The 16076-nt window shown below is 53.6% G+C and carries 14 protein-coding genes; 2 read left to right on the top strand and 12 right to left on the bottom strand.

The window, feature by feature from the left end; genetic code table 11:
- Positions 1–52: 52 nt before the first annotated feature.
- From trpS to pilM, 11 genes are all read right to left on the bottom strand, one after another.
- Entirely contained in the window at positions 53–1069 is a 1017-nt protein-coding gene (trpS, locus tag AC0Z7K_RS09930; RefSeq protein WP_413530167.1) for a tryptophan--tRNA ligase, read from the bottom strand.
- Between the two features lies 1 nt (position 1070).
- Entirely contained in the window at positions 1071–1769 is a 699-nt protein-coding gene (locus AC0Z7K_RS09925; RefSeq protein ID WP_485614192.1) for a phosphoglycolate phosphatase, read from the bottom strand.
- Entirely contained in the window at positions 1762–2439 is a 678-nt protein-coding gene (gene rpe / locus AC0Z7K_RS09920; protein WP_112167568.1) for a ribulose-phosphate 3-epimerase, read from the bottom strand. The genes AC0Z7K_RS09925 and rpe overlap by 8 nt, the downstream gene beginning before the upstream one ends.
- 51 nt (positions 2440–2490) lie before the next feature.
- Positions 2491–3303, bottom strand: coding sequence for an adenine-specific DNA-methyltransferase (gene dam, locus AC0Z7K_RS09915; RefSeq protein WP_112167567.1), 813 nt, complete (start codon positions 3301–3303; stop codon positions 2491–2493).
- Positions 3304–3383: 80 nt separating this feature from the next.
- Positions 3384–4427: an SPOR domain-containing protein gene (locus AC0Z7K_RS09910; protein ID WP_485614191.1), complete on the bottom strand. Its 1044-nt coding sequence runs from the start codon at positions 4425–4427 to the stop codon at positions 3384–3386.
- Positions 4428–4557: 130 nt separating this feature from the next.
- Positions 4558–5640 (bottom strand): 3-dehydroquinate synthase, encoded by a 1083-nt coding sequence (gene aroB, locus AC0Z7K_RS09905; RefSeq protein WP_485614190.1) that lies wholly within the window; start codon positions 5638–5640, stop codon positions 4558–4560.
- A gap of 57 nt (positions 5641–5697) precedes the next feature.
- A complete protein-coding gene (aroK, locus tag AC0Z7K_RS09900; RefSeq protein WP_014333540.1) occupies positions 5698–6219 on the bottom strand; it encodes a shikimate kinase AroK in 522 nt (173 codons plus the stop codon).
- Between the two features lie 346 nt (positions 6220–6565).
- Positions 6566–7828, bottom strand: coding sequence for a DNA uptake porin HofQ (gene hofQ / locus AC0Z7K_RS09895; RefSeq protein ID WP_485614188.1), 1263 nt, complete (start codon positions 7826–7828; stop codon positions 6566–6568).
- On the bottom strand, positions 7825–8664 hold the full coding sequence (locus AC0Z7K_RS09890; RefSeq protein WP_485614187.1) for a pilus assembly protein PilO: 840 nt from the start codon (positions 8662–8664) through the stop codon (positions 7825–7827). Before AC0Z7K_RS09890 ends, hofQ begins: the two co-directional genes overlap by 4 nt.
- Positions 8661–9215, bottom strand: a complete 555-nt coding sequence (locus AC0Z7K_RS09885; protein ID WP_485614186.1) for a PilN domain-containing protein — start codon at positions 9213–9215, stop codon at positions 8661–8663. The genes AC0Z7K_RS09890 and AC0Z7K_RS09885 overlap by 4 nt, the downstream gene beginning before the upstream one ends.
- Positions 9215–10054, bottom strand: coding sequence for a pilus assembly protein PilM (gene pilM / locus AC0Z7K_RS09880; protein ID WP_485614185.1), 840 nt, complete (start codon positions 10052–10054; stop codon positions 9215–9217). The genes AC0Z7K_RS09885 and pilM overlap by 1 nt, the downstream gene beginning before the upstream one ends.
- A 121-nt stretch (positions 10055–10175) precedes the next feature.
- Here pilM and mrcA point away from each other — a divergent pair, with 121 nt between their 5' ends.
- On the top strand, positions 10176–12731 hold the full coding sequence (gene mrcA, locus AC0Z7K_RS09875) for a peptidoglycan glycosyltransferase/peptidoglycan DD-transpeptidase MrcA (protein ID WP_485614184.1): 2556 nt from the start codon (positions 10176–10178) through the stop codon (positions 12729–12731).
- 112 nt (positions 12732–12843) lie between these two features.
- Here mrcA and nudE read toward each other — a convergent pair whose 3' ends face one another.
- Complete coding sequence (nudE, locus tag AC0Z7K_RS09870; protein ID WP_413530157.1) at positions 12844–13401, bottom strand: ADP compounds hydrolase NudE; 558 nt, start codon at positions 13399–13401, stop codon at positions 12844–12846.
- Positions 13402–13892: 491 nt separating this feature from the next.
- On the opposite strand from nudE, the gene AC0Z7K_RS09865 reads away from it, so the two are divergent.
- Positions 13893–16037 carry an intracellular growth attenuator family protein gene (locus AC0Z7K_RS09865; RefSeq protein ID WP_485614183.1) on the top strand — a complete coding sequence of 715 codons (2145 nt, stop codon included), beginning with the start codon at positions 13893–13895 and terminating at the stop codon, positions 16035–16037.
- Positions 16038–16076: the final 39 nt, after the last annotated feature.

Raw genomic sequence — 16076 nt, 5'->3', positions numbered from 1 at the left:
CAAAAAACCACGTCCGGAGACGTGGTTTTCAGATTCATAACAAAATGACAAATTACGGCAGCGTCACAAAACCAATCGCTTCATAGGCTTTTTTCAGCGTGACGCTGGCACGTGCGCGGGCTTTTTCTGCGCCCTCTTGCATGATCTGTTGCAGCAATACTTCGTCGCTGCGGAAACGGTTATAACGTTCCTGCACTTCAGTCAGCATGCCGGATACGGCTTCGGCAACTGCCCCTTTCAGGTGACCATACATCTGGCCTTCGAACTGCGCTTCCAGTTCGGCGATGGTCTGGCCGGTCACGCCGGACAGAATATCCAGCAGGTTCGATACACCCGGTTTATTCTTCACATCGTAACGAATGACTGGCGGCTCTTCGGAGTCGGTCATCGCGCTTTTGATTTTTTTGGTCACCGCTTTCGGATCTTCCAACAGCCCTATCACGTTTTTGCGGTTGTCATCCGACTTAGACATCTTCTTGGTCGGTTCCTGCAACGACATCACGCGCGCACCGGATTTTGGAATGAACGGTTCAGGCACGGTGAATACATCACCGTACAGCGCATTGAAGCGGCTGGCGATATCGCGGCTCAGCTCCAGATGCTGCTTCTGATCTTCACCGACCGGCACCTGGTTAGTTTGGTACAGCAGGATATCCGCCGCCATCAGCACCGGATAATCAAACAGACCCGCAGTAATGCTTTCGCTGTTAGAGGTTTCGTAGCGCGCTGACTTGTCTTTGAACTGCGTCATGCGGCCCAGCTCGCCGAAATAGGTGTAGCAGTTCAGCGCCCAGCTCAGCTGTGTATGTTCAGGAACATGAGACTGCACGAAGATAGTACTTTTCTTCGGATCGATGCCGATAGCCAGATACAGCGCCAGTGTGTCGAGCGTTGCTTTGCGCAGTTTCACCGGATCCTGACGTACGGTGATCGCGTGCAAATCGACGATGCAGTAAATGCATTCGTAATCATCCTGCATTTTGACCCACTGACGCAGCGCACCCATGTAGTTGCCAATGGTCAATTCGCCGGAGGGCTGTGCGCCACTAAATACGATGGGTTTACTCATTTTATGCTTCCTGATCTTGTAAAGATGACAGCCCCAAAGCGGGCAAAAGGTCGGCAAAATGTTCCAGAACGCGATCGGGTTTACTCAGCGCGATGGTTTCACCGTAGTTATATCCGTAAGTCATACCGACACAAGGGCAACCCGCCGCCTGCGCCGCCTGAATGTCATTGCGGGAATCGCCAACAAACACCAACTCGCTGGCGCGTAAGCCCAGCGTACCCAGCATCAGATACAGCGGCGCCGGATGCGGTTTCTTCGCCACGACATCATCACCGCCCAACACCAGTGTGAAATAGTTGCCGATGCCCAGTGACTCCAACAGAGGCGCGATAAACGGCGTCGGTTTATTGGTCACCAGACCCAAAGGTAAGCCCTGCGCGGCAAGGGCAGCCAGCGTTTCTTTTACCTGCGGATAGAGACGGCTGCCGGAAGCGGCCGTCACGGCATAGTAGTGATCGAACTTGTCGCGAATTTTTTTCAAAAACGCAGGTGACGTATCACCTTCGGCCCAGCGTACGGCGCGTTCGACCATAATGTCTGCGCCGTTGCCAATCCAGGTGCTGATGCGTTCAACGCCAGCAGGAGGTAAATCAAAATCACGCAGCGCCATGTCCACGGCGTCCGCCAGACCTGGCGCGCTGTCGACCAGCGTGCCGTCTAAATCAAATGCCACACCACGCGCGGTCAGAGTCTCAGTCATGTGACACCTGCGCCAGTTCGCTGCGCATATGGTCGATCACGGTGCGGTAATCCGGCTGGTTGAAGATGGCAGAACCGGCGACAAACATGTCTGCGCCTGCGGCTGCGATCTCACGGATGTTTTCAGCTTTCACGCCGCCGTCGACTTCCAGACGAATATCATAGCCGCTGTCGTCGATCAGTTTGCGCACCTGACGCAGCTTATCGTACGTGCCCGGAATAAACGATTGTCCGCCAAAGCCGGGGTTCACCGACATCAACAGGATCACATCCAGCTTATCCATCACGTAATCGAGATAGCTCAGCGACGTGGCCGGATTGAAAACCAGCCCGGCTTTACAACCGTGGCTTTTAATCAGTTGCAGCGTTCGGTCAACGTGTTCGGAGGCTTCAGGATGGAAAGAGATATAGGTCGCGCCCGCCTCGGCAAAATCAGGTATCAGGCGATCCACCGGTTTGGCCATCAGATGAACATCGATCGGCGCGGTAATGCCGTAATCGCGCAACGCTTTGAGGATGGCAGGCCCCATCGTTAAATTCGGGACGTAGTGGTTATCCATCACATCGTAATGAACCACGTCGCCGCCAGCGGCCAGTGCTTTCGCCGTATCTTCACCCAGACGGGCAAAGTCAGCCGACAGAATGGACGGGGCAATCAAAAACTGTTTCATCCGCTTCTCCAAACGATAAGGTTACCTGTTGACTGCGGCGCAAACCGGCAATCAGCGATAGAGCGCTAAAAGTTCATTCACCTTGCTGCGCAGGGCAATATTGCTGCTGATAGTACGCCGGGCGGATACGCGATGCAGTTCCGCCTCTGCATACCATTCCAGCGTCAGGGGTGTTTCATGATTGGAGATCAGCACCGGCACCGCATTCTCACTGGAGAGCTGGTGCGCCAGACGCGCCAGTTTGCGCTGATCGTCCATGCTAAAGCTGTTGGTGTGGTACGCCGTAAAATTCGCGGTTGCAGAGAGGGGCGCATAAGGTGGGTCGCAATACACCACCGAACCGGCCTTCGCTTTGAGCAACGTTTCCTCATAATGCTCACAAACAAACAGAGCATTTTTGGCTTTTTCAGCAAACCAGTAGAGTTCTTCTTCCGGGAAATACGGTTTTTTATAACGGCCAAAAGGCACGTTAAACGCCCCACTGAGATTATAACGACACAGGCCGTTGTAACAATGGCGGTTCAGATAGAGGAAAAGTACCGAACGACGATAAGGATCGCTGCTGGCATTAAACTCAGCCCTCAGGACGTAAAAACGATCTGCATCATTAAACTCTGGCGTGAAAAGCACACGGGCATCACGCACAAATTCATCGGTGCGTGTTTTCACGATATCGTAGAGATTAATCAGGTCGTTGTTGATATCCGCCAGAATGTAAGCGTCATACTCAGTATTCAAAAACACTGAGCCCGCGCCAACAAAAGGCTCGATCAAACAATCTCCCGCCGGAAGATGACGTTTAATGTCATCAATCAGCGGGTATTTGCCGCCAGCCCACTTCAAAAACGCGCGGTTCTTCTTCATGCCGTCAGTTAGCTACTTATACAATTCACAGCCGCGGATTGTATCCTGTTTTTAGACAGCAAATCGCGTTGAGATCAGATTCATTTTTTCAGGTCTTGCTGTACCTGATGTACAGGTTTAACCCACGGTTTTTTCGCCTGAACTTCCGCAGGCAGGCTGGCAATAGCACGTTTGGCTTCCGCAGAAGACGCGTAGTTACCGCTCACCAACACAAACCACGGCTTCCCGTCGCGTGCGGTCTGATAAACCAGATAGTTTTTCAGGCCGGACTGTTTGGCAAATGCGTTCAGTGTGTTGGACTGCGAAGCACCGCTTAATTGCAGGGTGAAGTGTGACCCAGGCGCAGACTTAATGGCTAATGCGCTGCCTGAGGCTACCGGCGCAGAAACGGCAGGTACAGAGGCTGCCTGAGATTTGGTCGCCTGAGTTTTCGCCGTTTGCGAGGCGGTCGCCGCAGGTTTGTGCTCAACCGGCTTCGCCGTATGGGCTGACTGCTGATTACGTGCCGTTTGCGCCGGACGGGTATGCGTGGCTTGCGGCTGGGAAACGCCAGGCGTCTGCGTGCGCGCTGAACCGTTGACAGTCGCCGCAGCGGTCGGTAATGAAGTCAGAGATTGTGCAGCACCACTGGTCGCAGCACCCTGATCCATATTGCCTTGCGCTACGCCATCCACCTGATTCTGCTGGGAAGATAAAGCGTCGCTCATGTCACCAGGCAGATCCACGCGTTCTTTCTGGCCATTGTCTGGCAAAGGCTGCGCTTCGGTAGGCGTTGAAGACACGGGCGGTAAACCAATGCTTTGTGGCTGCTGTCCATTGACGGCCTGTGCGGTATTGGCCTGCGCTTGTGCAGAAGGCTGAGCCGGTGCAGCAGCGTCATTACCCGCAAGACTGATATCTTTTGGACCGTTGTTTTGCTGAGTGGCCTGATTCGATGTCGGGGACTTCATGGCGGAGCCGATGCCGACAATCAGCAGAACCAACACCACAATCCCGATGCCAATCATCACGTACTGACGGTTAACAGGAACCTTGGGTAGGGAAGGAGACGGTTTGCGCGCGCGCGGTGGGCGGCGATCGCTGGTATCTGGCTTGAGATCGTCTTCCGGTGTTAAATCATCCATCTAAAACCTCCAACCCGGCTAAAAGCCCGTAACAGGCTTCACGCGGAGCAACTATCCTGACTAAAAAATATAACGCTTTGCTGGCATGGGTGAAATCGGTCGTTATCTGGCCAAAAAAGTGGCCACAGTTTTAACGGCAATCTTCAATCGAAGCCAGCACCATTTCATGCGATACGCCGGAGCGTACTTCGGACTGTCCAATTGCTTTGGGTAAAACCAGACGCAGTTCGCCAGCCAGTACTTTCTTATCACGCATCATGTGCGGCAAATAGGCTTCGGCTTTCATGACCTGCGGCCCCGTCACCGGCAAGCCCGCGCGCGCGAGTAAAGTTTTCACCCGGGCGATATCACCCAGACCGAACTGACCAAGGCGATGGGCGGTATAACACGCCATCATCATCCCGGCGGACACGGCTTCACCGTGCAGCCAGTTGCCATAACCCATTTCTGCTTCAATAGCATGGCCATAAGTATGGCCCAGATTCAGTAAGGCGCGCATGCCGTTTTCACGTTCATCGGCTGCTACCACCTCCGCTTTCAGCTCGCAGCAACGACGGATGCAATAAGCCAGCGCATTCATATCCAGCGCCAGCAGGGCATCCATGTTGTCTTCAAGCCATACAAAGAAGTCGGCATCCAAAATAATGCCGTATTTGATCACTTCCGCCAGTCCCGATGACATTTCACGGGCAGGTAAAGTGCGCAGACAGTCGAGATCAACCACCACCGACGCAGGCTGATAGAACGCGCCGATCATGTTTTTTCCGAGGGGATGGTTCACCGCCGTTTTACCGCCAACGGAGGAATCGACCTGAGAGAGCAACGTGGTAGGCACCTGTACAAAGCGCACACCGCGTTGATAACTGGCCGCAGCGAAGCCGGTTAAATCACCGACGACGCCGCCGCCAAGGGCGACAAGCGTGGTATCACGTCCGTGCGGCTTTTGAAGCAGCGCGGAGAACACGTCATTTAGAACAGTCAGGGATTTGTATTGTTCACCATCAGGCAGAATCACCTGATCAACACGAACGCCTGCCTGCTCCAGCACTGAACGGATTGCGTCCAGATAGAGAGGAGCGAGGGTTTCGTTGGTCACTATCATGACCTGATCGCCTGCCTTTACCGGCATAAAAGAAGCCGGATCGTGGAACAATCCGGCAGCAATCGTAATGGGGTAGCTACGTTCCCCTAACGTTACGGTAATCCTCTCCATGTCGTGCTCTGTGACCTTCTTTAACTGACACCCTCAGGCAATGATAGAAACCAATAATCAGTTACTTTCCAGCATGTTGATAATCTGGTTGGCAACGACTTTGGCACTTTGATCATCGGTACGAATAGTGACGTCGGCAATCTCTTCATACAAAGGATTGCGTTCTCTCGCCAGTGCTTCAAGCACTTCACGCGGCGGAGCACTCACTTGTAATAATGGACGTTTTTTGTCGCGTTGTGTACGCGCCAGTTGTTTTTCGATGGTAGTTTCAAGATAGACGACAACGCCACGCGCTGACAAACGGTTACGGGTTTCACGTGATTTAACGGAACCCCCGCCAGTTGCCAGAACGATGCCTTGTTTTTCGGTCAGTTCGTTGATCACTTTTTCTTCGCGGTCGCGGAATCCGTCTTCGCCTTCTAAATCAAATACCCAGCCCACATCAGCTCCGGTACGTCGCTCAATTTCGTGATCGGAGTCGAAAAACTCCATATTGAGTTGCTGAGCTAACTGTCGACCAATAGTGCTTTTGCCGGCACCCATAGGCCCAACCAGAAAGATATTGCGTTTCTCTGCCATGTTTTTCGGTATTACTAAGACTATTTCGTTGATGATAACCCGCCCCGCCAATCAAATTAGCGGCGGGACCTAAACTGAAACCTCATGAGCGATAGTGCGAGATCAGAAAAAAATTATCTCAACACTCTTGGTAGTTTGGCAACCGAATAAATCACATTGCACGCCGCAGGAGGGAAAACGTACGTTTTTATCGGCGTGTCTGCAGTAAAAAAAGATCACGGTGCTCAATTCGGTAACCCTTGTAAGCTAAATCGACCGCAGCGTCAAACTCAGAAGCCTCTCACGACACAAAAAGTTGCATGTGCTCAACGTGATCGTGCGATTTAGGTTAGCACTAAATCCCCGTTTATTGGGCGCGGATTAAGGTCGGAGTGATGAAAATCACCAACTCGCGTCGCTGTTCATTCATATACTGGTGTTTGAACAAGGAACCGACCACCGGAATATCGCCGATTACCGGGACTTTAGTGTCGGTCTTCTGGTTTTTGCGCTGGAAAATTCCGCCCAGCACGATAGTTTCGCCATCTTTGACCGTGACCTGCGTTTTGATTTCCTGTTTGTCGATCGCCAGCGCTTCGCCCTCGGACTGTTTGATACTGCGCCCCGGCATATTCTGGCTTATTTGCAAGGCCATCTGAATGCGCCCGTCGCGCTGAATCTTTGGCGTCACTTCCATTCCGAGCACCGCTTCTTTAAATTCGATGGACGTGCTGCCGCTCGCCCCGCTGGACACCTGATAGGGAATCTCGGTGCCCTGCTTGATGCTGGCGGTTTGCATGTGCGCCGTCAGCAGGCGCGGGCTGGCGATAATATCGACTTTGTCTTCCTGCTCCAGCGCGGTCAGCTCCAGATCTAAAATCCGTCCGCTGATATGTGCCAGATTAAACCCCGCAGTTAATATCGGGTTTTCCACCGGCATTCCCATACTGAAATTGTTCATGCGCACGGCTTTAGTAATAGGTTCATCGCCGGTGAAACCCCAGCGCACGCCTAATTCCCGCAGGCTTTCGCTGTTCATTGTCACGATGTGTGCAGCCAGCTGTACCTGTTGCAGCGGCAGATCTAACTCTTTTATCCACGGTGTGACGATATCCAGCGCCTCCTGCGTGTCGCGCAATAAAAGAGTATTGGTGCGGCTATCCGCGGACGCATTGCCTTTAACAGATAACAGCGTGCCTTTTTGTGCATTCAGGCTCAGCGCCGTTTCTTTGGCATCGGCATATTGAAGCGGAAAGGTCAGGCTGACGATCGGCCGCTGGTCAGCCTGCTGTTCTTCAGCCTCTTTGATCTGCTGCTGGCGAGCAAGCGGGTCCAATGCCGGTGAGACCAGCAGAACATTTCCTTCAAGCTCGCTGGTGAGATGATTCATGCGCAGGATAATGTCGAGCGCCTGCTGCCACGGCACTTCTTTAAGTTTTACGCTGATTTGCCCTTCCACACCGGGCGCGGTAATCAGATTAAGCTGCCGCGCATCGGCCAGGGCCTGCAAGACCATTTCGATCGGCGCGGTTTGAAATTCCAGAGACACCGACGAAAGCGCGGCCGCCTTGCTGGCGCTGAAATATAAGAAAAACGGCAGCCACAGAGCGGCCAGATAAACGTGTTTCATTGTTTTCCTTTCCCTGGAGAAGTGCTCGGGTGACCAAACCGGAGGGTCTGGCGTTGTTCGCCGCAGCGGGCATCGTTGATGCTGAGTTCTACCTGTGAGGCATCCAGTATTGCGACCGTCCACAGCGGCGTGCCAATCTGCGTGCCTGTTTCGACTTTGTTCCAACGGCCATCTGGCAACAGCAACCAGCCAAACTGTTGGCCTTCGGCCTGCGTAATGCCGCCCAGACTCCACGCGGGAGCCAGGGTTTCACCGCTGCAGGATTGGGATTGCAGGGGAGCAAAAGGATCACGCACCGGGATAGTGACTTCATTGCCGTCAGCAGCTTCGTTTGTTTGGGTCAGCAAAAGAGAAACCGCGAGGCCGTTTTCAGTGACATGAAAATTGAGCTCGCTGAACGCCGGATGCCACTGGCGCTGCTGCAATGCCTGGAGAAAATGCATCAGTGCGCCAAAAGAACCCAGCAGCTGAAGTTCGCCTTGCCGGTCAGGTGCGGGCGACCAGCGAACCAGCGCGGCCTGCGAAGCCTTCAGCGGCGGCGCAAATAGCTTGTCCAGCGGCAGAATGTCATTTTCGACCACTGCATTTTCTTTCAGCAGATGCTGTAAACGCGACAGCGGCGCTCCGCGCAGTAAGGCCACCTGCGCATGAGTCACTACCTGGCGGATCTCATTTATCTGCTGCTCCAGCTCTGTCTGTTGCAGCCAGATACTCCGGAAAAGCCATTGATATATTACCAGCGCGATAAGCGTCATCACGCCCGCCAGCATAGTAGCCAGCTGCCAGCCCGGTTTTTGCATCAGCGGCTCAAGCCGCTGCAAAAATGGATTATTCATGGCAACGCTCCCTGTTCAGGTGGCTGACGCAACTGCATCTTCAGCACAAAACTCAGCATCACACCGGATTGCTGACGTACATCGTTCAGAGTGACATCCCCGAGTAAGTCACTTGCCGCCAGGGTGTCGCGAAAAGCCAGAATGTCGTGATAAAACCGCCCTTCGCCGTTGAGCGTCAGCTGGTTCTGAAGTTCAACCAGTTCGTTCAGCCGGACCTCCTCTGGAATTTTTTCTGCCAGTAACGTCAGTATTTGCAGGAAGTTCCTGCTCCGCTGCGCCCGCTGCTGGCTAATCAAACGCTGCGCCAGGAGTATTTTTACCTGTGCCGACGCCGTCTCCACCCGCTTTTGTTGCATAGAAAGTGCCTGAGAAGCGAGTTTCAGTGCAGCAAGGTGCTGTTGTAAAAGGGTCCGTTGCTGAGCCAGAAAAACAGCACAACCCAGTAAACTCACCAGCAGCAACGCCGGAAAACACACTGAAACGGTCAGCCAGAAACGCAGCCGTTGCTGCCGATGTACCTTGCGCCAGGGCAATAAGTTGACCTGTAGCATCAGCAATCCATAGGTCTTAGCGCCAGCCCAACGGCAGGGGCGAAGTCGCCGGGGTTGGCAGGTAAAGGGGCGGATAACTGACTGATCGCACTGAGCGGCGACCAGCATTGCATTCCGGAAGGAGGATTTTCGCCGCTGTAATAACCTGCTCTGGCACACAGCGCTCCGGCACGATACTGCGAACGGATGACATCAGGAAGAGATGCATCCGCCAGTGCTTGCGTGCTTTCTAACAGACCGAACTGGAACGGCAGGCTATGCGGCGAAGCCCAAAGAATGGCATCGTCGAGCGGATGAATCAGCAGCGCATCGCCGGGAAGCCGGGCCGCGTGAGCCGCAACCTGAAGTGCGCAAGGCGCCAGTTCGATAACCTCAGGAAAAAGCTGCGCCTGCGCAAGGCACCCCATCCACTGCGCTATCTCCTGCTGCCGTGCGGCAGTGACCACGACCTGATTATCTCCGCACGGGTCTGCACGGTAATCCATCACCAGATGTTCAACGCCCAGAGGAAATTGTTTCGCCGCATGACTAAAGATAAAGGCACTGCGGGCGGGATCCTGCAGCCGCGCATCTGGTGCCACCATGCGTTGCTGCATGATGCGCTGTGCAGGCAGGCTGATTCTCAGTGACAACGTGGCCGGTAAGGTTTTGCGCCAGAATGATAAAATGGCGATCAGCGGCGCGGTCTCATGTAATATCCCCTCCCGCAACGTGAAGTCAGGCAGCGGATGCTGCCACCAGTGACGTAATTGCCAGCCATGACGCCGCCTTTGTACGGCGATCGCACGGGCAAAACCGGCTTGAATATCCAGACCTACCTGCCATGCTTGTAGTCGCATTTTCGCCCAATCTCCATATCGTCAAGTAAATAAAAGTACGTATCCATGTTGCAGGCTTGCCTTTATACTACCGCGCGGTTGTTTATAAACTGCCCAATTGACACTAAATGGGAAATCTCAGGTGAAGTTCGTAAAGTATTTATTGATTCTTGCAGTGTGTTGCATTTTGCTGGGAGCGGCCTCGATCTTCGGTTTGTATAAATATATCGAGCCACAGCTACCCGATGTTGCCACGCTCAAAGACGTGCGCTTGCAAACACCCATGCAGGTCTTCAGTGCCGAAGGCGATCTTATCGCCCAGTACGGTGAGAAGCGCCGTATCCCGCTGAAACTCGACCAGATCCCTCCGGAAATGGTGCATGCGTTTATCGCGACAGAAGACAGCCGTTTTTATGAGCATCACGGTGTGGATCCGATCGGTATCTTCCGTGCGGCATCCGTTGCGCTGATGTCAGGCCACGCCTCACAGGGTGCGAGCACCATCACTCAGCAGCTGGCGCGTAACTTCTTCTTAAGTCCTGAGCGCACGCTGACCCGTAAAATCAAGGAAGCATTTTTGGCCATCCGCATTGAGCAGATGATGACCAAAGATGAAATCCTTGAGCTTTATCTGAATAAAATCTATCTCGGTTATCGCGCCTATGGCGTGGGTGCCGCAGCGCAGGTTTACTTCGGAAAAGACGTGAGTCAGCTGACGCTCAGCGAAATGGCGGTGATTGCGGGTCTGCCTAAGGCACCGTCAACTTTCAACCCGCTTTATTCCCATGACCGCTCTGTTGCCCGTCGCAATACCGTGCTGGCCCGTATGCTGGATGAGAAATACATCACGCAGGAGCAGTACGATCAGGCGCGTGCTGAGCCGGTTGTCGCGAATTATCACGCCCCGCGCATTGAGTTTTCCGCGCCGTACCTGACAGAAATGGTGCGTCAGGAAATGGTGAAACGTTATGGTGATAACGCCTATAACGACGGCTATATGGTTCACACCACTATCACCAAGAAAACCCAGCTGGCCGCGCAGGAAGCCCTGCGTACCAACGTGCTGAATTACGATATGCGCCACGGTTACCGCGGCCCGTCGAATCAGATGTGGAAAGTGGGCGAACCGGCGTGGGATGAGAATAAAATCGTCCAGTCGCTGAAAACGCTGCCGGTCTACGGGCCACTGTTCCCGGCGGTCATTACCTCGATTGACGACGCGCAGGCCACGGCGACGATGTCTAACCGCGCCGTAATCAGCCTGCCGTTCAGCGGTATGCGTTGGGCGCGTCCTTACCGTAATGACAACGCACAAGGCCCGACACCGAAGAAAGTCTCTGACGTGGTTCAGCCAGGTCAACAGGTGTGGGTGCGTAAAGTGGGCGATGTCTGGTGGCTGGCACAGGTTCCTGACGTGAACTCCGCCATCGTCTCCCTGAATCAAAACGACGGCGCGATTGAAGCGCTGGTCGGTGGTTTTGATTTCAATCAGAGCAAATTTAACCGTGCAAATCAGGCTGTGCGTCAACTCGGTTCGAACATCAAACCGTTCCTGTACACCGCCGCGATGGATAAAGGGCTGACCCTGGCCACTATCCTCAATGACATGCCGATTACCCGATGGGATCCGGGTGCAGGCCAGGACTGGCGTCCGAAGAACTCACCACCGACCTATGCGGGCCCAATCCGCCTGCGTCAGGGGCTGGGTGAGTCGAAGAACGTGGTGATGGTGCGTGCGATGCGTGCGATGGGCGTGGATTACGCGGCAGAGTATCTGCAGCGCTTCGGCTTCCCGGCTGCCAACATTGTCCATTCCGAGTCACTGGCGCTGGGTTCCGCATCGTTCACTCCGTTACAGGTGGTGCGCGGTTACGCGACGCTGACTAACGGCGGTTATCTGGTTGACCCGTATTTCATCACCAAAATTGTGGCGGAATCCGGCGAGGTTCTGTTTGAAGCCAAACCGAAAATCGCCTGCCGCACCTGTAATATTCCGGTGATTTATGGCGATACGCAAAAATCGGCAGTGTTGTCTGATGACAACGTGGAAAACGTTGCCACCTCGGTGAACAACAACAATAACGCCGTTCCAACGCCGCAGCTGGAACAGGTTCCGGCCAATTCTCCACAGGTGGATGCAGAGCAACAGTACGCGCCTCACGTTATCAGCACGCCGCTGTCGTTCCTGATCAGTGACGCGCTTAACTCCAACATCTTCGGCGAACCTGGCTGGATGGGAACAGGCTGGCGCGCGGGTCGTGATCTGAAGCGCCACGACATCGGTGGCAAAACCGGGACAACCAACAGTTCGAAAGACGCCTGGTTCTCCGGGTATGGCCCGAACGTCGTCACCTCGGTCTGGATTGGTTTTGACGATCACCGCCGTGACCTCGGTCGTTCGACCGCTTCCGGCGTGATCCCAGATCAAATCTCCGGGGCAGAAGGCGGCGCGAAGAGCGCACAACCGGCGTGGGATGACTACATGAAAGCCGTGCTGGAAGGCGTGCCTGAAGAGAAACAGACCCCGCCTCCGGGCATCGTAACCGTGATTATCGATAAGAGCACCGGGAAGTTGTCCGACGGCGGCGGTGGCAGTCGTCCGGAATACTTCATTGACGGGACTCAGCCGACGGAACATGCGGTGCATGAAGTCGGAACGACTATCATGGACAACGGTCAGGAACATGAGTTGTTCTGATGAGAGTTTGAGCCAGGCGTTTAGCGCCTGACTCAACCCGATAAAAAAAGCCGGTCTGCGTAATGCATGACCGGCTTTTTTATTGGCAATTTTTTCCAGGATAACGCAGGGTTCAGCGGGTGTTGCGTGTCAGGAAATCATGAGCCAGGAATAATGCGCTGACGTTACGGGCTTCGCAGAAGTCAGGCTGTTGCAGCAATTCCATCATCCGCGCAATAGGCCAGCGGGTTTGTGGTAAAGGCTCGGGCTCATCGCCTTCCAGACTCTTCGGGTACAGCCCTTTCGCAATCACAATGTTCATGCGGCTGGAGAAATATGAGGGCGCCATCGTCAGCTTTGCCAGCACGTCAAAATGCCCGGCGCCGTAGCCAACTTCTTCCATCAACTCACGGTTAGCGGCCTCCAGTACACTCTCGCCCGCGTCGATCAGCCCCTTCGGAAAACCCAGTTCATAGCTTTCGATCCCAACGGCATATTCGTGGATCAGCAGCAGATCGTCACCAATGACTGGCACGATCATCACCGCTTCGCGATCGGATGGACGCATGCGTTCGTAGACGCGTTCCGCGCCATTACTGAACGCCAAATCTACAGATTCGATGGTGAATAAACGCGAGCGCGCTACGGTTTCCACCTTCAGAATTTTTGGTTTTTGCAGGTGTTGTGTCATTTCATCCCCAACTTTTATTCACCTGACTGCGGGTGTCGTAATGGGTTCATATGGATTATTGAACATTGCTATCAGAAAACATTGTGCGTTAAGGCGAGCCTGAACCGCAATCTTTACTGCGTATAAGTTACCCTGAGAACAGCCTGTTCAGTGCAAATCGCCGGATTTTTGTCTCTGATATCGAGCAAAAAGAACGCGTTGCCATGTTCACGTCACACTTTTGCTGTAACAAAAACCAGACCGATTCAAAATAGGATTATACCGATACCCATTAAAGTACAATTACGGATACTCTCTAACGTGGTGTTTTTATAATTAAAACACGAGTGCATAAATATCAGTCAAATAATGAAAACCCTGTAGAAAATAGGGTAGCGTGCAAAACATGCATGAGGTTCGTGCAAAACATGCATGAGGTTTATGTCTTTTCAATTTATGTATAATACTTTCACAGAGTTGACGTAAGTCGCCCACGTCAGAACGGGGATCGGATGAGCACAGTAGTCGTGACACTGGTGTTGTTGTGTATCGCAATCATTGCCACTGGAAGTTTCTTTTGGTTTGCCTTGCGACGCCGCCAACGCGACGAGTCCGTTGTACATTTCCCTACCCCCAGCCAGCGAAAACTGTCGCAACAAGAGCGCGACGCCGTAGAACGGTATCTGCGACAAAGTGAAGGGCTGGGACAAACGCCGATCACTCACCGCAATAATCTGATTATCCTGCGCGATAAACTCATCCTGACCACCAAAAGTGAACACGTTTACAGCCTTAAGCGCGCCATCACTCGCTACGGCGTGGCTAGCGAAGACACCAACAGCGGACGCTATTTTCTCGATGCGACTGAAATTCACCTGCCACCCTTTTGGGAGCAATTCATAGCGCAGGAAAATCAGGTTGAGCTGATTAAAACGCAATCGATGCCTCTGGTGATCTCCCTCAATGGTCATACGCTGGCGGACCACGTTTACGAAGGTCCGGCACCGGTTTCAACTGTTCTTCCCTCCCAGCCGCAAAATGCCTCGATTCGTCATGAAGAAAGCGAACATATCGAGATGGTAAAGGTGCGCCGTGAAACACGCGAAGAGCACGCACTTACCCGCTCGAGCGGTGTAAAAGAGGCGCTGGCAGTTTCCGGTATTTTGCTTTTGCTGTTTATTACGTTGCTCAGCCCGGTAGTATTTTTGCCGTGGTTACTCACTCTTGCAGCAGTGCTCGCAGGATGGGTCAGCTGGCGGGTGATTTCCGAACGTTTAGGTAAAAACCGCAAAGAAATCCATTGTCTGCGGGGCTTACCTAAACGCTGGGGACTGTTTGGCGAATCTAAGCAGGGGGATATCAGCAATATTTCGCTCGGCACCGTCGACCTGATTTATCCACCTCACTGGCAACCGTTTATCGGCCGCGACCTCGGCCAGCCTACGGATATTGAGCTGTATATGAACAGCCACGTCGTCCGTCAGGGCAGCTATCTGTCGTTGCATGATGAAGTCAAAAAATTCCCGCTCCAGCTTTGGGGAAAGAATCTGGTGCTGGCGACCAGCGCCTTCCTGTTGCTGCTTATGCTGTTGGTGTATGTACCTCTCGGTTTGCCGCTGAAACTTAGCATAGCGTGGCTGCAGGGGGCGCAAAGTGCACAGGTCAACAGTGTGCAGGATCTGGAAAAAACAGCACTGCGCGTCGGCGATACGTTAAAAGTCCAGGGTACTGGCATGTGCTACGTGCCACCGGCGGCCAACCGCAGCGCCTCGGGTTTTCTGCCGTTCGACTGTTCAGGGATTTACTGGAACAACGCCGCACCGCTGCCGGTTCCGCAGTCTGAAATTATTGATGCCGCCACCGCGCTGCAAACTACCGTGAACAATCAGATGCATCCGGGTGAAAATCTCGAGCAAAACATCAACCCGCAGCTGGCGACCGCGATAGAGAAATCCGGCATGATTTTACTCGATGATTTCGCCGATATCGTGCTGAAAACCGACACGCTGTGCGGCAGCAAAACCAACGAATGTGTACGCCTGAAAAATGCGCTGGTGAATCTGGGGAATTCCAATAACTGGAGTTCGCTGGTGAAACGCGCGAAAGCGGGCTCGTTACAAGGGATCAACGTCCTGCTGCGACCGGTCAGCGCGCAATCGCTGAGTGAGCTGGTAAATAACGCGACGTCTTCCTTCTTCATACAGGAAACCCGCCGCGCCGCAGAAAGCCTGAATAGCCCTCCTCCGGGTGGCTTCCTTATCAGTAATGATGAAGGCCGTCAGCTGGTGGAACAGCCAGTACCGCCGGTCGGATTGTACGGTAATCCGCCGCAGGATCAGTGGAAACAGTTGCAGCACCTGTCGACCCAACTGCTGCATACGCCGTTCAGCGCTCAGGGCGTGATCACCAGTATCAGCATCGATGCCAACGGCACACGCCATATATCGCTGCACAGTGAACCAGATATTTCGACACTCTGGCGCTATCTGGGCACCAGCCTGCTGCTGTTTTTGCTGCTTGGGGTTCTGCTGGTCAATACCGTTCTCTTTATCCGCCGTTTTATCAAAGATAAGCGCCGTATCGACGACATTGAGCAGCATTATAACGCCTGCTTTCACCCCACAATGATGCCCGTACCGACGCATACCCTGAGCTGAAACTCAGGGTGGCTCTGCGCCCCCCTGAGAGATTATGCT

The sequence above is a fragment of the Rahnella sp. 1L-D-7-B-C2 genome, from assembly GCF_057290995.1.
The sequence above is the reverse complement of the archived record's forward strand: the minus strand, read 5'-3'. Positions and strand labels throughout refer to the sequence as shown.